The organism is Crossiella sp. NPDC003009, assembly GCF_053591555.1.
Map to the genome: position 1 here is coordinate 56,984 of NZ_JBSFUA010000013.1, position 20,239 is coordinate 77,222.

General features: G+C 72.5%; 16 protein-coding genes. 8 read left to right on the plus strand and 8 right to left on the minus strand.

The genetic code is table 11. The annotated features are described in order from the left end of the window. Positions 1–52 precede the first annotated feature (52 nt). Positions 53–856, plus strand: coding sequence for a S1 family peptidase (locus tag ACWDY5_RS17020; RefSeq protein ID WP_449723130.1), 804 nt, complete (start codon positions 53–55; stop codon positions 854–856). Here the strand turns inward: ACWDY5_RS17020 and ACWDY5_RS17025 are convergent. The 5 genes from ACWDY5_RS17025 to ACWDY5_RS17045 are packed head-to-tail and all read right to left on the minus strand — an operon-like array spanning position 853 to position 3,627. Then, on the minus strand, positions 853–1,161 hold the full coding sequence (locus tag ACWDY5_RS17025) for a hypothetical protein (RefSeq protein ID WP_449723131.1): 309 nt from the start codon (positions 1,159–1,161) through the stop codon (positions 853–855). The two genes, ACWDY5_RS17020 and ACWDY5_RS17025, sit on opposite strands and share 4 nt — an antisense overlap. Further along, the gene (locus ACWDY5_RS17030) at positions 1,158–1,994 is read right to left on the minus strand and encodes a RecB family exonuclease (RefSeq protein WP_449723132.1); all 837 of its coding nucleotides are present in this window, start codon (positions 1,992–1,994) and stop codon (positions 1,158–1,160) included. The genes ACWDY5_RS17025 and ACWDY5_RS17030 overlap by 4 nt, the downstream gene beginning before the upstream one ends. 14 nt (positions 1,995–2,008) lie before the next feature. Then, positions 2,009–2,866, minus strand: a complete 858-nt coding sequence (locus ACWDY5_RS17035) for a PHP domain-containing protein (protein ID WP_449723133.1) — start codon at positions 2,864–2,866, stop codon at positions 2,009–2,011. A gap of 19 nt (positions 2,867–2,885) precedes the next feature. Then, positions 2,886–3,446 (minus strand): PH domain-containing protein, encoded by a 561-nt coding sequence (locus tag ACWDY5_RS17040; protein ID WP_185000006.1) that lies wholly within the window; start codon positions 3,444–3,446, stop codon positions 2,886–2,888. A gap of 19 nt (positions 3,447–3,465) precedes the next feature. Beyond that, a complete protein-coding gene (locus ACWDY5_RS17045) occupies positions 3,466–3,627 on the minus strand; it encodes a hypothetical protein (RefSeq protein WP_185000007.1) in 162 nt (53 codons plus the stop codon). Between the two features lie 140 nt (positions 3,628–3,767). Here ACWDY5_RS17045 and ACWDY5_RS17050 point away from each other — a divergent pair, with 140 nt between their 5' ends. Continuing rightward, entirely contained in the window at positions 3,768–4,217 is a 450-nt protein-coding gene (locus ACWDY5_RS17050) for an NUDIX hydrolase (RefSeq protein ID WP_449723134.1), read from the plus strand. Here the strand turns inward: ACWDY5_RS17050 and ACWDY5_RS17055 are convergent. Both ACWDY5_RS17055 and ACWDY5_RS17060 read right to left on the minus strand, forming a co-directional pair. Then, a complete protein-coding gene (locus ACWDY5_RS17055; protein WP_449723135.1) occupies positions 4,214–5,305 on the minus strand; it encodes a DUF2332 family protein in 1,092 nt (363 codons plus the stop codon). The genes ACWDY5_RS17050 and ACWDY5_RS17055 overlap by 4 nt on opposite strands. Positions 5,306–5,310: 5 nt before the next feature. Continuing rightward, entirely contained in the window at positions 5,311–5,814 is a 504-nt protein-coding gene (locus ACWDY5_RS17060) for a MaoC family dehydratase (protein WP_252485958.1), read from the minus strand. Between the two features lie 297 nt (positions 5,815–6,111). Here ACWDY5_RS17060 and corA point away from each other — a divergent pair, with 297 nt between their 5' ends. From corA to ACWDY5_RS17075, 3 genes are all read left to right on the plus strand, one after another. Beyond that, entirely contained in the window at positions 6,112–7,194 is a 1,083-nt protein-coding gene (corA, locus tag ACWDY5_RS17065) for a magnesium/cobalt transporter CorA (RefSeq protein WP_449723136.1), read from the plus strand. Between the two features lie 4 nt (positions 7,195–7,198). Beyond that, on the plus strand, positions 7,199–7,600 hold the full coding sequence (locus ACWDY5_RS17070; RefSeq protein ID WP_449723137.1) for a hypothetical protein: 402 nt from the start codon (positions 7,199–7,201) through the stop codon (positions 7,598–7,600). A gap of 105 nt (positions 7,601–7,705) precedes the next feature. Then, positions 7,706–9,790 (plus strand): MMPL family transporter, encoded by a 2,085-nt coding sequence (locus ACWDY5_RS17075; RefSeq protein WP_449723138.1) that lies wholly within the window; start codon positions 7,706–7,708, stop codon positions 9,788–9,790. Here the strand turns inward: ACWDY5_RS17075 and ACWDY5_RS17080 are convergent. Continuing rightward, positions 9,747–10,931: an MFS transporter gene (locus ACWDY5_RS17080; protein ID WP_449723139.1), complete on the minus strand. Its 1,185-nt coding sequence runs from the start codon at positions 10,929–10,931 to the stop codon at positions 9,747–9,749. The two genes, ACWDY5_RS17075 and ACWDY5_RS17080, sit on opposite strands and share 44 nt — an antisense overlap. A 33-nt stretch (positions 10,932–10,964) precedes the next feature. Between ACWDY5_RS17080 and ACWDY5_RS17085 the strand changes: the two genes are divergently transcribed. From ACWDY5_RS17085 to ACWDY5_RS17095, 3 genes are all read left to right on the plus strand, one after another. Continuing rightward, the gene (locus ACWDY5_RS17085; RefSeq protein ID WP_449723140.1) at positions 10,965–11,807 is read left to right on the plus strand and encodes an alpha/beta hydrolase; all 843 of its coding nucleotides are present in this window, start codon (positions 10,965–10,967) and stop codon (positions 11,805–11,807) included. 137 nt (positions 11,808–11,944) lie between these two features. Then, positions 11,945–13,699 carry a fatty acyl-AMP ligase gene (locus tag ACWDY5_RS17090; protein WP_449723141.1) on the plus strand — a complete coding sequence of 585 codons (1,755 nt, stop codon included), beginning with the start codon at positions 11,945–11,947 and terminating at the stop codon, positions 13,697–13,699. Beyond that, positions 13,696–20,214 carry an SDR family NAD(P)-dependent oxidoreductase gene (locus tag ACWDY5_RS17095; RefSeq protein WP_449723142.1) on the plus strand — a complete coding sequence of 2,173 codons (6,519 nt, stop codon included), beginning with the start codon at positions 13,696–13,698 and terminating at the stop codon, positions 20,212–20,214. The genes ACWDY5_RS17090 and ACWDY5_RS17095 overlap by 4 nt, the downstream gene beginning before the upstream one ends. Positions 20,215–20,239: the final 25 nt, after the last annotated feature.

Genomic DNA, 20,239 nt, shown 5'->3' on the forward strand with positions numbered 1-20,239 from the left:
GTGTCGAGCTGCCCGGATCGTGCCGGCGCCGCTGGGCGCACAGGATGAACCCATGACCTTCAAGCGGAACACGGTGCGCCGCGCCGCGGTCGTGCTGGCCGCGGGCGCGGTGTGCGCCACCCTGACCGCGGGCAGCGCGGGCGCGATCGTCGGTGGCACCAAGGCGGCGGGGCACTACCCGTTCATGGCCTCGATCCCGATCTCGCTGCCCGGCACGGACCTCAACGGGGTGTGCGGAGCCTCGCTGGTGCACCCGCGCTGGGTGCTCACCGCGGCCCACTGCCTCGACCCCGGGGTGGGCGCCAAGCCGGACGGGACCGTGCGGATCGGCAGCTCCCGCCGCTCCACCGGCGGCTCGGTGCGCGCGATCGAGTTCACGGTGACGCACCCCGGCTACCGGCAGGGCGAGCCCAACCAGGACGACGTCGCGCTGATCCGCCTGGACCGCCCGGTGCGGCAGCAGCCCATCCGGATCGCCGACGAGCCCGGCAGGCCCGGCACCCCGACCCGGCTGCTCGGCTTCGGCACCGTGGTCGACGCCGAGCCGCTCAAGGCCGTGTTCCCCGAACGCCTCCAGCAGCTCAACACCCGGATCGGCGCGAGGACCGAGTGCGCGCCCGGCTACGCCGGCGACACCCGGCTGTGCACGGTGAGCCGGGTGCCGCGCGCGATGGCCTGCTTCGGCGACTCCGGCGGACCGCAGATCCGGCGCGGGCAGCACGGCCGCTGGGAGCTGGCCGGCGTCACCTCAGGACCCGGCGACGGGCCGGGCGACTGCGCGAACGGACCCGGCCTCTACAGCAGCGCGCCCGCCTACGCGAACTGGGTGAAGCGGACCATCGCCGAGAACCGCTAGCTCCACCACCACAGCCAGAGCGCGACCGCGGCCACCACGAACACGCCGATCCCGGCGCACCAGGCCCCGGCCCCGGTGCGCCGGTCCGCGAAGGACTGCAACAGCACCGCGACCGCCGCGGCGAGCAGGTGCCCGCCGACCGCGATCCAGCCCGGCCCCGCCCAGGACTCGGTGGCGGCGAAGATCTGCGCGCCGATCACCAGGACCGCCAGCAGCACCACCGTGGCCGCCACCGAGCCGCTGAGGCCGCGGAGCACCGCGCCCAGCCGGACCCGGCGGGGCCGTTCGTCCAATGCTCCGGTCATGGCGCCAGCATCGCCCACGGCTCGAGCTCCGGTGCGGCCGCCTGGCCTTCCGGGCAGTGCCTGCGGAAGTCGCACCAGGAGCAGTGCCGTCCGGTCACCGGTGGGAACAGCGCGTCCCGGTCGCCACCGGCGGCCAGCTGCTCCCCGGCCACGGCCAGCTCCTCGGCGGCCTCCTCGGCGCGGCGGACCTGGCGGGCCAGCGACTCGTCGGTGTGCTCCCAGGCCGCCACCTCGCCGGTGGGCAGGTGGTGCAGCTCGACCAGGTGGCAGGGGCGGCGCAGGGTGCGGGCGGCGGCCAGCGCGTAGAGCGCCAGCGCCTGCGAGCCCCTGGCGTCATCGGTGGTCAGCGCGTGCCTGCCGGTCTTGTAGTCGACGATGACCAGCTCGCCGTCCCGCTCGTCGATCCGGTCCACCCTGCCCTCGGCCACGATGGTCCCGGTCGGCGTGGACACCCAGCGCTCCAGCCCGACCGGCTCGATGGTCACGTCCAGGTTCCGCACGTACTCGTGCACCCAGCCGCGGGCCCGCTCCCGGTAGGTCCCGGCCTGCTCGCCGTCGGCGAAGCCATCGCCCTTCCAGTGCTTGACCACCAGCGACTCGGCCTGTTCCGGCGTGCGCCTGGCCACCGGCAGGTCGAAGAAGGCGCGCAACGCGTTGTGCACCACCGCGCCCAGGGTGTTGTGCGCCCAGGCGCCGCCGCGCGCGGGCGCCGGGCGGTCCAGGTAGTTCATCCGGTAGCGCCGCGGGCAGCCGGTCCAGGTGGCCAGCTTCGCCGGCGTCACCCGCACCAGCTTGCGCGGCATGCCTTCGAGTTCCAGTCCGAGCTGAGCCACGCCACTCACCGTACTCAGCCGAGCACCGGCACCGCACTCGCCTTCGACACCAGCGCCTCCAGCTGCTCCGGCGCGGTGCTCTCCGCGCCGAGCCGGACGGTCTTGTTGGTGCCGTGGTAGTCGCTGGAGCCGGTCACCACCAGGTTCTGTTCCTCGGCCAGCGCGCGCAGCTCCTCGCGGTCGGCAGGCTCGTGGTCGGGGTGGTCGACCTCCACCCCGGTCAGCCCCTGGCCCACCAGCTCCCTGATCACCTCGGCGGTGACCACCGGGCCGCGCCGCCGGGCGAAGGGGTGCGCGAACACGGTCACCCCACCGGCCGCGGCGATCATCTGCACCGCGCGCTCCACCGGGGTGTCGGTGCGCGGCAGGTAGTAGGCGCCGCCGTCGCGCAGGTACCGGGCGAAGGCCTCGTCCACGGTGTTCACCAGCCCGGCCGCGACCAGCACCCTGGCCAGGTGCGGGCGGCCGACCGAGGCGTCGGGGGCGAGCCCGGCGAACATCGCGTCCGGGTCCACCGGCAGCCCGTCGGCGGCCATCCGCTCGGCGATCAGGCGCAGCCGGGCGCGGCGCTCGGCGCGCAGCCGGGTCTGCTCGGCCACCACCGCGGGCGCTTCCGGGTCGAACAGGTAGGCCAGCAGGTGCACGGTGAGCCTGCCGCCCCGGCCGTCCGGCGCGATGCAGGACAGTTCCGCGCCCCTGACCACCCGAAGGCCGGCCGGGCGGGCCTGCTCAGCCTCGGCCCAGCCGGCCGTCGTGTCGTGGTCGGTGATCGCCACCGCGTGCAGTCCGGCGGCCGATGCCGCGGCCATCAGCTCGGCCGGGGTGTCGGTCCCGTCGGAGGCGGTCGTGTGGGCGTGCAGGTCGATGAGCACACCCACGAGTGTGAACCATTCAGCCGATGATCTTCTTACCGGCCGTTTGCTTCTTCGCCTTCATCATGGTGAAGCGCTCGGCCTGGGCCTTCTTGTCACCGAACACCAGCTCGGAGATGGCGTCGTTGATCTGCTCCGGCTTCGGCAGGTACTCGATCTTGTTGAGCGCCTGGATCTGACCGGCCGACTCGACCACGATCGTGCCGTAGCCGAGCATGCGCCCGGTCATGGTCCGCTCGAAGGTCAGGTCGGTCACCTTGGTCACCGGCATCATGGCCACCTTGGTGGTGAACACGCCGCTGGTGATCATGAAGCGCTTGTCCGTGATGACCAGCCGCTCGACCCACCAGTCGATGACGATGTAGGCGAACCGGAGCAGGATGACCAGCGCCGCGTACCACAGGAGGTTCTGGATGATCCAGGCGTCCGGTGGCAGCAGGTAGGAGATCATCACTGCTCCGGCGAGCAGCGCCATCGCCTCGAAGATGTCCCAGAGCAGACTGGCCCAGTGCCGGCGCACGCGGATGACGCGTCGCTCGGTGTCGAGCAGGTACTCGTCGGAGTCACGAGGCGAGAACACGTGTGGCTACCTCCGGCCGCTAGTTGAACAGCGACCGGACGAAGGTGATGATCGACTCAGCCGCGCCACGAAGCGTGCCGAGGATGCCGGTGACGCCGTCGGCTGCCTGTGTTGGCTGCGTAACGAGCAAGAAGAGAACCAGAGCAACACCTGCGAAGATCAGGATCTTCTTCAAGTTCATGTAAACCAACCCCGTCCGCTAACGGCCTTGTTGGCGCCTGCGGAACCGTTGTACCGCACTCCGCCGCGCTATGGCAGATTTGTACCGCACTTGGGGCAGCGGATCACGTGGCCTTCCCAGGTGAACTACTCTCCGTGTTCATGCCGGAGACCCGGGACCAGCGCGTCCGCTGTGTCGGCGCAGTCGTCTTCGACCCGTTCGGACGCATTCTGTTGATACGCCGGGGCCGGCCCCCTTCGGCCGGTTCCTGGTCCATCCCCGGCGGCCGGGTGGACCCCGGCGAAGATGATCACAGGGCCGTGATCAGGGAGTTGTCCGAGGAGACCGGTCTGACCGGCACGATCGATCGCTGGATCGGTTCGGTAGACCGGCCCTCACCGGCGGGTATCTACGAGATCCACGACTACGCCGTCCGCGCCGATCCCGGCCTCATCCGGCCTGGTGACGACGCGTCCGCGGTGGCCTGGATGGACGGTGTGATCTTCGACGCACTGCACAGCGCAGGGTCCCTTTCGCCCGGTTTGGCGGAGGCGCTCGCCGAGTGGGGAGCGCTCCCCGCCGGAGCCGTGGCCGGGACCGTGCCGGCCTAGTTCGGACCGAGCCAGGTGAGTCCCCGGGTCAGCCGATCGGCGGTAGCCAGCCTGCGCACCCGGGGCTCGCCGCCGGTCCAGTTGATCACGCTCAGCACTCGGTCCGCCTCGGCCAGGTGAGCCGCCCCGTCGCGCGGTTCGCCGGGAAACGCCTGGTAACCCTCTTGGCTGACCCACCACAGTGGACGGTGACTCGCGAGCGTGCGCAAGGCGTCCAGCCAGGCCGCCGCGAACTCGGCCGGACGCCCGTCCAGCAGCCCGCAGCTGGTCACCACCAGCGGGTGCTCGGCCGGAATCCGGGCCGCCGCCTCCGCCAGTCCGGTGACCGGGTCGGCCCGCAGCAGCGGCGGCTTGGCCGAGATCACCTCGTCCGCGGCCAGCCGCAGCAGCCGCAGCCTGCGCGGCTGGTCCGGCCAGACACAGGCCTCCAGCCAGGTCAGCTCGTCCTCGTCGGCCACGTCCACCGGATCGGCGTCCAGGCCGATCCTGGCCGCGATGGCGGGCAGCTTGGCCTGCTTGCCGAAGCCGTCGGCCGGCTTGGCCGACTGGTCGGTGACCTGGCAGTCCAGCACCAGCCGGGCGGTCTTCTTGCCCCGGCTGATGTCCGGGCCGCCGCCCGCCACCGCGTAGCGGAAGCCGTAGCGGTCCGGCACCAGCCGGAACCCGGCCCCCGCCCCGGCCTCGACCAGGCCGATCGGCGCCTTGCCCGCCTCCTTGGCCACCACCGCCAGGCCCGGGTAGAGCAGCGCGGCCGGGCGGACCAGCTCCTCCCGGACCGAGCGCTCGGCCAGGAACGGGCGGATCGCCTCGGCCCGCTCCAGCACGAAGGCGCGGAACAGCGGCCACAGCTCGCCGTCCGGGCCGTCCGCCCCGCCGAGGGAGGAGTAGTAGCGGGTCAGCGGGTGCCAGGGCTCGCGGAAGAGCACCCGCTGGGCCGCGGCCAGGAACAGCTCCGGCGAGGCGTCCCCGACCAGGGCGCTCACCTCGGCGTCCCCGGCCGCACCGGCGCTCAGGCACTCGTACAGCGGGGAGGCCGCGGCCTGGGCGGCGGCGAACTCGCGCAGCCTCTCGGCGGCAGGCGCGCTCACCGCGCTCAGGCCTTCGGCTCGGGGCGGCCGGGCTGCTCGCCGCCGCGGGCCTCGCCGTAGGAGCGCTTGGGCACCATCACCTTGCGCCGGAACACGCAGACCACGGTGCCGTCCTGCTTGTAGCCCTTGGTCTCCACGTAGACCACGCCGCGGTCGTCCTTGGACTTGGACTCGGTCTTGTCCAGCACCTCGGTCTCGCCGTAGATGGTGTCGCCGTGGAAGGTCGGCTTGACGTGCCGCAGCGACTCCACCTCCAGGTTGGCGATGGCCTTGCCGGAGACATCCGCCACCGACATGCCCAGCAGCAGCGAGTAGATGTAGTTGCCGACCACCACGTTCTTGCCGAAGTCGGTGGTCTCCCCCGCGTAGTGCGCGTCCATGTGCAGGGGGTGGTGGTTCATGGTGAGCAGGCAGAACAGGTGGTCGTCGTACTCGGTGACCGTCTTTCCCGGCCAGTGCTTGTACACCGCGCCGACCTCGAACTCCTCGAAGTACCGCCCGAACTGCACGCTGCCTCCCAAAGGTGGTGGCCGATCGACCATGACCGGGGAGGACAGTCTTGCCCGGGTACGGGTAGTCTCGACAACCGGTCTGTGAGCGAATCCACCGTTCCGGCCATGGCCCCGAGGAGGTGAGACGCGATGGGTACAGACAGCAACCCTCCCAGTACCGACCGCGTCCTCGCCGGTGGGCTCGCTACAACGAGGTAGGACCCATCGACCGGTCGGGACGCGCTATCGCGCCGGAGCCCCAGCCAGGTTCTGGCGGCACACCCGTGTTCGCGTCGCGTTCGACTGGAGCCTTCCATGTCCGTTCTGCCCACGCTCGGCCTGCGCGGCCGTGCTCCTCGTAACGGAAGTGCCATGCCGCAGCAGATCCCGGTGCCGCTGTCCGCCTACGTGGTGGACTGCGGCGTGTACGTCGACGGCAAGCGCCTGCCTGGGCGCTGGACCCACACCGGCGCGGTGGAGGAGGTCCGCAAGCGCGGCTCCGGCTTCGTCTGGATCGGCCTGCACGAGCCGGACGAGCAGCAGATCCAGAGCATCGCGGAGACCTTCGGGCTGCACGAGCTGGCGGTGGAGGACGCGGTGCACGCGCACCAGCGGCCCAAGCTGGAGCGCTACGACGACAGCCTGTTCATGGTGCTCAAGACGGTGCGCTACGTCGCGCACGAGTCGCCGACCACGGCGAACGAGATCGTGGAGACCGGCGAGGTGATGGTCTTCGTCGGCCGGCACTTCGTGATCACGGTCCGGCACGGCAAGCACCAGGCGCTGGCCGGGCTGCGCGCCGAGCTGGAGCAGGACGAGGAGAAGCTCGCCCTCGGTCCGGCCGCGGTGCTGCACGCCATCGCCGACCACGTGGTGGACACCTATCTGGACGTGACCAGCGCGGTCGAGGACGACATCGACACCCTGGAGGTGGAGGTCTTCGACCCGCGCAGCGCGGTGGACCCCGAGCAGATCTACCTGATGAAGCGCGAGGTCATGGAGCTGCGCCGGGCGGTGGGCCCGCTGGCCACCCCGCTGCGGCGGCTGGCCGAGGGCTACATCCCGCTGGTGCCGGACGAGGTGCGCACCTTCTTCCGGGACGTGGACGACCACCTCACCACCGTGCACGACCGGATCGTCACCTTCGACGAGATGCTGACCACGCTGATCGACGCGGTGCTGGCCAAGATCACGCTGCGGCAGAACAACGACATGCGCAAGATCAGCGCCTGGGTGGCCATCATCTCGGTGCCGACGATGATCGCCGGGATCTACGGCATGAACTTCGACATCATGCCGGAGCTGAAATGGACCTACGGCTATCCGGTCATCATGTCGGTGATCCTGGTGGCCTGCCTGGTCCTGTACCGCATCTTCCGCCGCAACCAGTGGCTGTGACGAGATGTTGCTGAAGGCAGTGCGCAGCCTGCGCACCTGGATCGTGCTCCTCGCCGCCGTGTGGATCACCGCGGTGATCATGATGATCAGCGCCCAGCCGGAGCGCGGCGCGGCGAGCGTGCAGGAGCTGGCCGAGCGGGTCACCGACGCGCTGCGCGCGGCCGACTCGGAGCGGCTGGCCGAGGTGGTCTCGCTGGCCGAGGGCGCCGAAGACGCCGCCCAGGCCACCGTCTCCGGCTTCGCCGAGGCCGGGGTGAGCGAGATCAGCACCAAGGCGGAGCTGTTGCGCGGGCGGATGCAGCTGACGATCAGCTACCTGCGGCCCGACGGCGGGCGGGGCACCCTGCACCTGCCGACCGTGCACGCGGACAACCGGTGGCAGGTCACGCCCGTCCCGCTGCCCTGAAGGCTGTGTGACAGGACACCGCGGTCATCCGACCTTCGGATGGTCTGTTGGTAGGTAGCGGCGCGCATCATCGGGTTTCCTCTCCCAGCCGCCAGGGGGTTCCCAGTGTCCCGACTTCGCCTTGTGCTGCCCGCGTTCGCCTTGCTCGCCTGGCTCGTGGTGGGCGCGATCGGGTGGCCTGACCTGGGGAAACTCTCCCAGGTGCAGCGCAACGACAACGCCTCCTTCCTGCCTGCCAGCGCCGAGGCGACCAGGGCCGCGGACGAGCAGAAGCGGTTCACCGAGGCCGATGTGCTGCCCGCGGTGCTGGTCTTCGAGCGCGGCTCTGGGCTGACACCGTCCGATCAGGACGCGATCGCGCGCGCGGTGCAGCGGGCGTCCACTGTGGACGGCCTCAAAGGACCGGCCTCGCCGGTGGTGCCCGCGCCGGACGGCAAGGCGGCGCAGGCGCTGGTGCCGGTGGACGGCAGCGACGGGTTCCGGGCCGGTGAGACGGTCAAGGTGCTGCGGGAAAAGGTCAGGGACGGCCTGCCCGAGGGGCTCAACGCGCACGTGACCGGACCGGCCGGGATCGTCGGGGACTTCGCGGCCACCTTCGGCGGCATCGACGGGCTGCTGCTCGGGGTCACCGCGGCGGTGGTGGCACTGATCCTGGTGCTGGTCTACCGGAGTCCGCTGCTGCCGGTGGTGGTGCTGGCCTCGGCCGGGCTGGCGCTGCTGGGCGCGGCGGCGGTGGTCTACCGGCTGGCCAGGGACGAGGTGCTCACGCTGAACGGGCAGAGCCAGGGCATCCTGTTCATCCTGGTCTTCGGCGCCTCCACCGACTACGCGCTGCTGCTGGTGGCGCGGTACCGGGAGGAACTCCGGCAGGCCGGTCCCCGGCTGGCCATGCGGCGCGCCTGGCGGGCCTCGCTGGAGCCGATCTGCGCCTCGGCCGGGACCGTGGTGCTGGGCATGCTGTGCCTGCTGTTCAGCGACCTCAACTCGAACAAGGGGCTCGGGCCGGTGGCCGCGATCGGCATCGGGACCTCGCTGCTGGCCTCGCTGACCTTCCTGCCCGCCGCGCTGATGTTGCTGGGGCGCGGTGCTTTCTGGCCGCGCAAGCCGGCGGCGGCCAAGGACGGGATCTGGGGCAGGGTGGCCGGGCTGGTGGGCAGCAGGCCGCGCTGGACCTGGGTGCTGACCACCGCGGTGCTGCTGTTCGGGGTGGCGTTCGTGCCGCAGCTCAAGGCGGACGGGGTGGCCCAGACCGACGTGTTCCTGTCCACGGTGGACTCGGTGTCCGGGCAGCAGGCGCTGGGGCGGCACTTCCCCGGCGGCAGCGGCTCGCCCGCCGTGATCGTGACCGCGGAGCAGACCGCGGAGCGGGTCGTGGCGGTGGCGCGGGATGTGCCGGGGGTGGCGGAGGTGGCGGAGGTGGCCGCGCTGCCGAAGGTCGTGGACGGGCGGGTGGAGATCAACGCCACCCTGCGGGACGCGGCGGACAGCGAGGCGGCGATCGAGGCGGTGCGGGCCTTGCGCACCGCGGTGCACGGGGTGCCGGGGGCGGCGGCGGTGGTGGGCGGGCCGACCGCGGCCCAGCTGGACGTGCAGGACACCGCGTTGCGGGACCGGGCGCTGATCATTCCGTTGGTGGTGCTGGTGATCCTGGTGGTGCTGGCGCTGTTGCTGCGCTCGCTGCTGGCCCCGCTGCTGCTGATGCTCACCGTGGTGCTGTCCTTCGCGGCCACCCTTGGCGTCTCCGCGCTGGTGTTCAACCACGTCTTCGACTTCCCCGGCGCGGATCCCGGGGTTCCGTTGTACGCCTTCGTGTTCTTGGTGGCGCTGGGCATCGACTACAACATCTTCCTGATGACCAGGGTGCGCGAGGAGGCGGCCCGGCGCGGCACCGAGGCGGGGACCCTGGTCGGGCTGTCGGTGACCGGCGGGGTGATCACCTCGGCCGGAGTGGTGCTGGCCGCGACCTTCGCCGCGCTGGCGGTGCTGCCGATCCTGTTCCTGGCCCAGATCGCGTTCCTGGTGGCCTTCGGCGTGCTGCTGGACACGCTGGTGGTGCGCTCACTGCTGGTGCCCGCGCTCGCGGTGGACCTGGGGCGGGCGATCTGGTGGCCCAGCAAGCTTTCCCGGGCGCAGAAGGTGTCGGTGCTCAGTGACGTCGCAGCAGTACGGCGAGCGGCGCGCTCACGGTGACGGCGGCCGCGGCCACCAGCACGGCCGTGTGCAGGCCGCCGGTGAAGCTGCGGCCGCCGTCCAGGAGCGAACCGAGCACCGCGATGCCGACCAGCCCGCCGAGTTGACCGGCCACCTGCTGCACCGCCGAGGCCAGTCCGGCCTCCTCGGGTGCGGCGGAGGCCAGGATCGCCTCGGTGGCGGCGACCAGGGCCAGCCCGCCGCCGAGGCCGAGCGGCACGGTGGCCAGCGCGACCGCGGTGGCGCCGGAGGCCACGTCCAGCGTGGTCATGGTGAACAGCCCGGCCGCGACCAGCAGCAGACCGGCGACCGCGGGCGGGACCGGGCCGTGGCGGCGGGTCAGCGCGCCGCCGAGCGGGGCGCTGAGCACCACCACGCCGGTCACCGGGACCAGCCACAGCCCGGCGGTCACCGGGTCGAGGGCCTTGAGGTTCTGCAGGTACAGGGTGAGCAGGAACAGCACGCCGAACAGCGCGCCGAAGGTGACCGCGACCAGCGCCACCCCGGCCCGGAACTGCCTGGGGCGCACCAGGTCCAGCACCTGGCGGGCGTGCAGTGCCTTGTCCGTGCGGGACTCCTGGACGAAGAGCAGGGTGAGCGCGATGGCGAGCAGGCCGACCGGCAGGTTGACGTAGAAGATCGCCGACCAGCCGCCGGCGGCCACCAGCAGGCCGCCGAGCAGCGGTCCGGCGGCCAGGCCGAGCGCGGCCACCGCGCTCCACACGCCGATCGCCGGAGCCAGCGTGCGGGGCGGGAAACTGGCCCGCAGCAGGGCCAGCGCGGCCGGTTGCAGCATGGCGCTGAACACCCCTTGCAGCGCGCGCAGGGCGATCACCAGCCAGACCTGGCCGGCCAGCGCGATGGCCAGCGAGGTCAGGGTGAAACCGGCCACCCCGCACAGGAACACCGCCCGCCGCCCGTACCGGTCGGCCAGCGCGCCGGCCGGCAGCAGGGCGAGCGCGGTGGCCAGCAGGTAGGCGTTGGCCACCCACTGCAAGCCGGTCAGGGAGGCGCCGAGGTCGGCGGCCAGGTCGGGGCCGGCGATGGTGAGCGCGGTGCCGTCCACGCCGGTCATCACCGAGCCGACCGCGACCGCGGTGAGCACGAGCCAGGGCGAACGGGTCAGTTCCTCGGTTTTCACGAATTCCCACTAACGTCGAATTGAGGTTCTCGTATGCACAGTGAACGCTGGCGCGACGACCGCGTGGTTGACATCCAGGTGAAATCTTCCGCGTTACGCCGGGAGGCCGAACTCACACTTCTGGTTCCCAGGCAGTGGCGCGAAAGCAAACAGGGCTGGCCGACGCTGTACCTGTTGCACGGCGCGGGCGATGACCATACCTGCTGGCTCCGCTGGACAGATATCCTTCACTTGGCCGACGAGGCCGGGATTCTGGTCGTGATGCCGCCGGGCGGCCGGGTCGGCCTGTACAGCGACTGGCTGGCGCCGGATCACGTGGGAACGATCCCACACTGGGATGAATTCGTTTTCAGCGAAGTTCCCGAGCTGCTGGAAAAGCATTACCGGGCCAGCCAGGTCCGGGCCGGGGCCGGGGTCTCGATGGGCGGCTATGGCGTGCTGCGCGGCGCGCAGCGGCATCCCGGCTTCTTCCGCGCGGTCGCCTCCTTCAGCGGTCTGCTGCACACCACCCGCCGCGGCATGCCGGCCTTCGCCCGCGCCATGCTCCGCCGCGAAGGAGAAAAAGCCAGCTCACTGTGGGCGTCCCGGGCGCACTGGCTGGCCGAGGACCCGTACCGCAACGCCGAGGCGCTGCGCGGCACCCCGCTGCACCTGTCCACCGGCGACGGGCGGCGCGGCCCGCTGGACCGGCGGTTCTCCGGCGGCTCGGTGCTGGAGTGGATCATCGGGCCCGGCACCCTCGACCTGGCCGCGCGACTGGGGCAGCTGGGCATTCCGGTGAGCCTGCACGCCTACCCGGGAACGCACACCTGGCCCTATTGGCGGCGCGAACTGAACACTACCTTTCCTTTTCTGCTCTCCGTACTACGAAAGTAGGGTCTGGCACGTGCCTGGGTTCACATACCCAGGGAGGTTGCATTCCTAACGATCCGTTCGACAATGGATTCACACGGCCATTCGACGAAGCACGGCCGCTCCCCCCAGCTCCCTTCCCCGAAAAGGGTGACTCCCCGATGAACCACATCGAATTCGCCGTGCCGGAACAGCACGACTTCACCGGGTCGATGCCGCTCACCGGTTTTCTGCACCGCAACGCCGGCAGCGACCGCCCGGCATTCACCTTCGTCGACTACAACGAGGACCGGGCCGGGATCGCGCACACGCTGACCTGGCGCGAGCTGGACCTGCGGGCCCGCGCGCTGGCCGCGCAGCTGCGCCAGACCACCGCGCCGGGAGCCAGGGTGGCCATCCTGACCCCGCACGACCTCAACTACGTCGTCGCGTTCCTGGGCTGCCTGTACGCGGGCGTGATCGGCGTGCCGCTGTTCGCGCCCGAGGTGAGCCTGCACGGGTCCCGGCTGGTCGGCGCGCTGGCCGACTGCGATCCCGAGGTGTGGCTGGCGACGGAGAACGCGCTGCCGCAGGTGCGCAAGCTGCTCGACGGCGAGCTGGCGCCCAGCCCCAAGCAGGTGCTCGCGGTGGACAAGGTGGATCCGCTGGCGGCGGCCGGTTTCCGGCCCGCGCTGGTGTCCATGGACGACCCGGCCTACCTGCAGTACACCTCCGGCTCCACCAGGGCGCCCAGCGGCGCGGTGATCACGCATCGGAACCTGGTGGTGAACTCCGCGCAGATCGCCGCCGCCTACGGCATGGACGCCGGCTACACCTGCTCCGGCTGGATCCCGTTCTTCCACGACATGGGCCTGATGTCGATGCTCGCGGTGCCGGTGCTGCTGGGCGCGCACTCGGTGTTCTGCACCCCGTTCGCCTTCCTGCAGCGGCCGGAGCGCTGGCTGCGCCAGCTGGCCGAGCACCCGAACACGCTGACCGCGGCGCCGAACTTCGCCTACGACTACACCGTCGCGCGCACCAGTGACGAGTTCAAGTCCACTGTGGACCTGTCCAGGGTCAAGATCATGATCAACGGCAGCGAGCCGGTGCGGGCCAAGACGATCGAGCGGTTCAACGCCGCCTTCGGCCCGGCCGGGCTGGCCCCCGAGGCGCACCGCCCGTCCTACGGCCTGGCCGAGGCGACCGTGTACGTCACCGCCACCGGAGCGGCCGGACCGACCGTGCTCAAGGTGGACCGGGCCGAGCTCAGCGCGGGCAGGCTCACACCGTCCACTTCGGACACCGCACTGGAGCTGGTCGGCGCGGGCACCGGCATCGCGTTGCGGGTGCTGGTGGTCGACCCGGCCACCGGCGCGGCGCTGCCCGAGGGCGCGGTGGGCGAGGTGTGGGTGCACGGGCCGAACGTGGCCGACGGCTACTGGCAGAAGCCCGAGGAGTCCGCGCAGGACTTCGACGGCCACCTCACCAGCGGCCCGGACTCGGCCCCGGAACGCGGCTGGCTGCGCACCGGCGACCTGGGCGCGCTGCACCAGGGCGAGCTGTTCATCACCGGCCGGGCCAAGGACCTGATCATCATCGACGGCAAGAACCACTACCCGCAGGACATCGAGGGCACCGTGCACGAGGCGCACCCCGCGGTCCGCCGGGACTACGTGGCCGCCTTCGCGCTCACCGAGGGCGCGGACGAGCGGGTGGTGGTGATCGCCGAGTACTCCCGGCACGTGCCGGAGCCGGAGCGGGACCCGGCCGCGGTCGCCCTCGCGGTGCGCCAGGCCGTCTCGGCCCACCACGACCTGCGGCTGGCCGACTTCCGGCTGGTGCCGCCCGGCAAGGTGCGGCGCACCTCCAGCGGCAAGATCGCCCGCGGCGCGACCAGGGACCAGTACCTCAGCGGGGCATACGGAGAGCTGCTATGACCACCAGGCGACAACTCCAGGACTGGCTGCTGCGCCGGGTGGCCGAGACCGTCGGCCGCCCGCCGGAGGAGATCGACGTCCACCAGCCGCTGGACAGCTACGGGCTGTCCTCGCGGGACGCGGTGGCGCTGTCCGGTCAGCTGGAGGACCACCTCGACCGCAGTCTTCCGGCGACGCTGGTCTGGGAGCACCCGACGATCGCCGGAATCAGCGCGGCCCTGCTCGATGGGGCCGCGCCACGGGCCGCTGACGCCGTCCCGCCCGCGGCGTCAGCGGCCCCGCACACCACCGAGCCGATCGCGGTGGTCGGTCTCGGCTGCCGCCTGCCCGGCGGGGTCGACGGCCCGGAAGCCTTCTGGGACCTGCTTTCCAGCGGCCGCGAGGTCATCTCCGAGGTGCCGGAGCAGCGCTGGGCCGGGCACGCCGGTTCGCCGGAGGCGGCCGAGGTGCTGGCCCGCACCACCCGCTGGGGCGGCTACCTGGACGACATCACCGGCTTCGACGCCGACTTCTTCGGCATCAGCCCACGCGAGGCGGCCGGCATGGACCCGCAGCAACGACTGCTGCTCGAGGTCAGCTGGGAGGCCCTGGAACACGCCGGGATCGCGCCAGCCGGACTGCGCGGCAGCCGGACCGGGGTGTTCGTCGGGATCAGCGGCAACGAGTACGGGCAGCTGGCGATCAGCGAGGCCGAGCGGATCGACGCCTGGAGCGGCACCGGCGCGGCGCTGAGCATCGCGGCCAACCGGCTCTCCTACGTGCTGGACCTGCGCGGGCCCAGTGTCGCGGTGGACAGCGCCTGCTCCTCCTCGCTGGTCGCGGTGCACCTGGCCGTGCAGAGCCTGCGCGCGGGTGAGAGCGAGGTGGCGCTGGCCGGGGGCGTGAACCTGTTGCTGGGCCCCGGCGTCACGGTCAACTTCGACCAGATGGGCGTCACCTCGCCGGATGGCCGGTGCCGGGCCTTCGACGCCGCGGCCAACGGCATGGTCCGGGCCGAGGGCGCGGGTGTGGTGGTGCTCAAGCGCCTCTCCGACGCCCGGCGGGACGGGGACCGGGTGCTCGCGGTGCTGCGCGGCTCGGCGGTCAACTCCGACGGCCGGTCCAACGGCATCACCGCGCCCAACCCAGAAGCCCAGGAAGCCTTGCTGCGCACGGCCTACGCCAACGCCGGCATCGCACCGTCCGAAGTGGACTACGTGGAGGCGCACGGCACCGGCACGCTGCTCGGCGACCCGATCGAGGCCGGTTCGCTGGGCGCGGTGCTCGGCGCGGACCGCGATCCCGGCGCGCCGCTGCTGATCGGGTCGGTGAAGACCAACGTGGGCCACCTGGAGGCCGCGGCGGGCATCACCGGACTGATCAAGGTGGTGCTGTCACTGGCCCACGACGCCATCCCGGCCAGCCTGCACTTCACCGAGCCCAACCCGCACATCCCGTTCGACCGGCTCGGACTGGCGGTGGCCGCCGAGTCCCGGCCGTGGCCGCGTCAGGACCGCCCGGCCCGCGCCGGAGTCTCCGGTTTCGGGTTCGGCGGCACCAACGCGCACGTGATCGTCGAGGGGGTAGCCGCGACTGCCTCTGTTTCGACGGTGGAGGGGCCGGACGGCTACCTGTTGTCCGGCCCCTCTCCAGAACGCATCCGGGACAGCGCGGGACGGCTGGCCGAGTGGCTGGCCACCGCGCAGACCGACCTCGGCGCGGTCCGCGACGCGCTGCACCGGCGGTTCGCCGGGCCGAGCCGCGCCTTGGTGACAGCCGAGAACAAGGCCGAACTGCTGGCAGGCTTGCGCACGCTGGCGGCAGGCCGGGTCGCGCCGAACATCGCGGTGAGCAGGGGCGACCGGCTCGGTTCCGGTGTGGTGTGGGTGTTCTCCGGGCACGGCTCGCAGTGGGCCGGCATGGGCGCGGAGCTGCTGGCCACCGAACCGGTCTTCGCCGACGCACTGTCCGAAGTGGACGAACTGGTGCGCGCGGCGGCCGGGTTCTCGCCGCTGGAGCTGTTGGCGGCCAAGGCCGAGCTGAACGGTTTCGCCGTGGTGCAGCCGACGCTGTTCGCGGTGCAGGTGGCGCTGGCCGAGCTATGGCGCGCCGCCGGGGTGCGGCCGGACGCGGTGATCGGGCACTCGGTGGGCGAGGTGGCCGCGGCCGTGGTGAGCGGTGCGCTGTCGCTGGCCGACGGGGTGCGGGTGGTCACCGCGCGGTCCCGGCTGGCCGCGGAGCTGGCCGAGCCGGGGGTGATGGCCGCGCTGGAGCTGCGCGCGGACGAGCTGCCCGAGCTGGCCGCCGGACTGTCCGATGTGGACATCGCGGTGCGGAACGCGCCCGGCCAGACCGTGGTCGCCGGACCGGCCGGCGCGGTGACCGAGCTGGTGGCGCGGGTGGAGGCGAGCGGGCGGATGGCCCGGCTGGTCAAGGTGGACGTGGCCAGCCACTCCGCCATGGTCGAGCCGGTGCTGCCCGCGCTGGCCGCCGAGCTACGCGGCCTGCGCGGCCGCAAGCCGGAGATCCCCTTCTACAGCACGGTTTCGGACCGGCCTACCTTCGACTCCGGCTACTGGGTGGCCAACCTGCGGCAGCCGGTGCGCTTCGCCGAGGCGGTCTCCCGCGCGCTGGCCGACGGGTTCGGCGTGTTCCTGGAGATCGCCCCGCATCCGGTGCTGGCCCAGGCGATCACCGAGACCGCGCGGGCCGAGGAGGCCGATCCGGTGGTGCTGGCCAGCCTGCGCCGCCAGGAGCCGGAACGCAGGCAGCTGCGGCACGAGCTGGGCCGGCTGCGCCTGGCCGGGCATCCGCTGCCCAAGGCCGGGGCCGGGTTCGCCGAACTGCCCACCACACCCTGGCGGCACCAGCCGTACTGGGTCGCGCCGAGCCGCCGCCGCGGTGGTGCCACCGCCGGGCATCCGTTGCTGGGCACGCACCTGGAGCTGCCGGAGGACGGTCGGCACCTGTGGTCGGCCGAGGTCGGGCTGGAGGCACTGCCCTGGTTGACCGACCACCGGGTGGACGACGTGCCGGTGCTGCCGGGCGTGGCCTACGCCGAGATCGCGCTGTCCGCGGCGAGCGCGGCCTTCGGGCTGCCGGTCGGGCAGGTGCAGGCCAGCGACGTGGCACTGCACCGGCCGCTGGCGCTGGGCGCGCGCACCGGGCTGACCACGGTGCTGATCCCCGGCGGCGGGCTGCGCGGGCTGGTCAACATCTACAGCAGGGCCGAGGACGACAGCTGGACGCTGCACGCCACCGCCAAGGTGGCCGCGGCCGAACCTGCGGAAGCTCGACTGGAGCCCTTCGACGGCTCGGATGTGTTGTCCGGCCCGGGAATCGAGCGAGCCGAGCTGTACCGGCGGCTGCGCGCCCTCGGCCAGCAGCACGGCCCGGCCTTCGCCGGCGTGACCGAGGTGCACGCCACCGGCGACGGCACGGCCGCGGCCAGCGTGGTGCTGCCCGAGCAGGCCCCGCCGAACTCGCGGTTCGCCGCGCACCCCGCGGTGCTGGACTCCTGCTTGCAGGTGCTCGGCGCGGCGCTGCCGCCGGTGGCCGACAACGAGCTGCACCTGCCGATGGAGTTCGGCGCGGTGCGGGTCTACGGCGAGGTGAGCCAGGGCGGCCTGTGCCAGGTCCGGGTCTCCGGCGAGGGTGGCGGCATCCTGGCCGACGTGCAGCTCAGCGATCCGGACGGCAGGCTGGTGCTGGAGATCAACGGCGTGTTCGTGCGCAAGGTGCGCCGGGCCGAGCTGACCGTGCCGCTGGGCGAGCTGCTGCTGGAAACGGTGTGGCAGCGCGCCGATCTGCCGCCCGCCCCGGTGGGTGAGACCAGCGGGACCTGGCTGGTGATCGGCGAGGACGACAAGCTGGTCTGCGACCTGGCCGACGGCCTCGCCGCCTCGGGCAGGCACCCGATCCTGCTGTCCACTGTGGACATCACGACCGAGCTGCTGGCCGAGGTGCTGGACCAGGCGGCCCCGGCCGGAATCGTGCTGGTGCAACCGGATCCGGACGGTCCGGAAGGCCTGGACGCGGCGCTGCGGCTGACCGTGGCCGCCTCCGCCGTGGTCGGCGCGGTTGCCGAACGTGGCCTGACCCCACGGTTGTGGCTGGTCGGCGGGGGCGGGGCCGATGTGGTGGGCGCGGAGCTGGTGCGCCCGGCCGCGGCCGCGCTGCGCGGACTGGCCAGGGTGCTGGCCTTCGAGCAGCCCGCGCTACGGGCCAGCTGGGTGGACGTGGACGCCACCGCGGCGGTGGCCGAACTGCTGGCCGAGCTGCTCGGCGGCGGCGCCGAGGACGAGGTGGCCTGGCGCGGCGGGGTCCGGTACGCGGCCCGGCTGCGGCGGGCGACCCTGCCCGAACCGGCCGAGGCGCCGGTGGTGCGCTCCGGCGGCGCGTACGTGGTCACCGGCGGACTCGGCGGGCTCGGCCTGGTGCTGGCCAGCTGGCTGGTGGAGCGGGGCGCGGGCAAGGTGGTGCTCAACGGCCGGTCCAACCCCGGCACCACCGCACGGCAGCTGATCACTGAGCTGCGCGCGGCCGGCGCGGTGGTCGAGGTGGTCACCGGGGACATCGCCGAACCCGGGGTGGCCGAACGGCTGGTCGAGGTCGCCCAGGACGGGTCCAGCCTGCGCGGCGTGGTGCACGCGGCCGCGGTGCTGGATGACCGGGTGCTGGGCCGCCTGGACGCGGAGAACGTGCGCCGGGTGTGGCGGCCCAAGGCCTACGGCGCCTGGCGGTTGCACGAGGCCACCAGCGGGCTGCCGCTGGACTGGTGGCTCGGCTTCTCCTCCGCGGCCGCGCTGCTCGGCTCGCCCGGCCAGGCCGCCTATGCCGCGGCGAATGCCTACCTGGACGCGGTCACCGCCCGCCGCCGCGGCGAGGGCCAGGTGGCGGCCACCATCAACTGGGGCACCTGGGCCGAGGTCGGCCTGGCCGCACAGCGCGAGGTCGGCGCGGTTGCCGCGATCACCCCGGACCAGGGTGTGGCCGCGCTGGAGGCGGTGCTGGCCTCCGGCCGCCCGGCCACCGGCGTGCTGCGCCTGGACGTGCGGGCGCTGGCCGAGCTGTTCCCGGAGGCGGCCAGGACGCCGTTCTTCGCCGAGCTGGTCCCGGCCGCGCCGGTCGCCGAGGTCGAGTGGCCCGGGGTCGACGCACTGTCCACAGTGGACCCAGCGGAGGCCCGCCGGATCGCGGCCGGGCAGCTGCGGGCCAGGGTGGCCGGGCTGATGGGCTTCGCCGCCGAGTCGCTGCCCGCGGAGTCGCCGCTGACCGGGCTCGGCCTGGACTCGCTGCTGGCGGTGCGGGTGAAGAACGCGGTGCAGCACGACTTCGGGCTCACCCTGCCCACCGCGCTGCTGCTGCGCGGCGCGAGCCTGGCCGAGCTGGAGACCTGGCTGTTCGGCGAGCTTTCGCTGGGTGCCAGGGAGTCCGGCCCCGCGCAGCCGGTCAGGGTGCCGCCGAGGGACGCGGCCGAACGGCTGGTCAGCGCGGTGTGGCAGGAGGTGCTGCGGCGGCCGGTCGGGGTCACCGAGACCTTCGAGTCGGCCGGTGGCACCCCGGTGCAGGCCGAGCGGATCGCCGGGCTGCTGGCCGAGCGCAGTGGCCGGGTGCTGCGGGTGGACGAGCTGTTCGCGGTGCCCACGGTGGAGGGCATGGCCCGCTGGGTGCGGGAGCGCGAGGTGGGCAGCGGTCAGTCGCCGCTGCGGGTGCTGCGCAGGGACGGCGGCCAGCCGCCGCTGTTCTTCTTCCACCCGGCCGGTGGCGACACCGCGGTCTACCGGCAGCTGGTCGACCTGCTCGACGCCGACCAGCCCGCCTACGGCCTGGACCGGGTGGACCACGTGCGCGAGCTGCCGGAGAAGGCGGGCTGCTACCTGGACCACGTGCGTGCGGTGCAGCCCAGCGGCCCCTACCGGCTGGCCGGATGGTCCCTCGGCGGGTTCCTGGCCTACGAGGTGGCCCAGCAGCTCACCGCGGCGGGCGCGGAGGTGGAGCTGGTAGCGATGATCGACTCGCTGAACCCGCTGCCACTGCCGGCGGGCCTGGACGAGGTGCGGCTGGCCGAACTGCGCTTCCGCCGCTTCGCCGACTTCCTGGAAGCCAGCTACGGCAGGCGGATCGAGCTGCCGTATGACGTGCTGGCCCGGCTGGACGACGAGGAGCAGATCGACCTGCTGATCGAGCAGATGACCGCGCACCAGCTGGTCAACGTGGAGGTGAGCACCGCGATCCTGCACCACCAGCGCACCTCGTTCCTGGACACCAGGGTCCTGGAGCGCTACCAGCCAGAACTGTACGACGGCCGGGTGGTGCTCTACAGCGCCGCCGACAAGACCCCCGGCGGCCTGAAGGACCCGCGCTTCGACCGGGACGACGCCCCGCTGGGCTGGGACGAGTTCGCCCCGGCGCTGGAGGTGGTCCGGGTGCCCGGCCACCACCTCTCGGTGCTGGACCCGCCCAACGTCGAGGTGATCGGCGCGCACCTGAAGCAGCTGCTGCGTTCGCTGAGCTCAGCGCCGAACCGGCAGTGAGACCCCCGGCCCCGGCGAGCTCCGC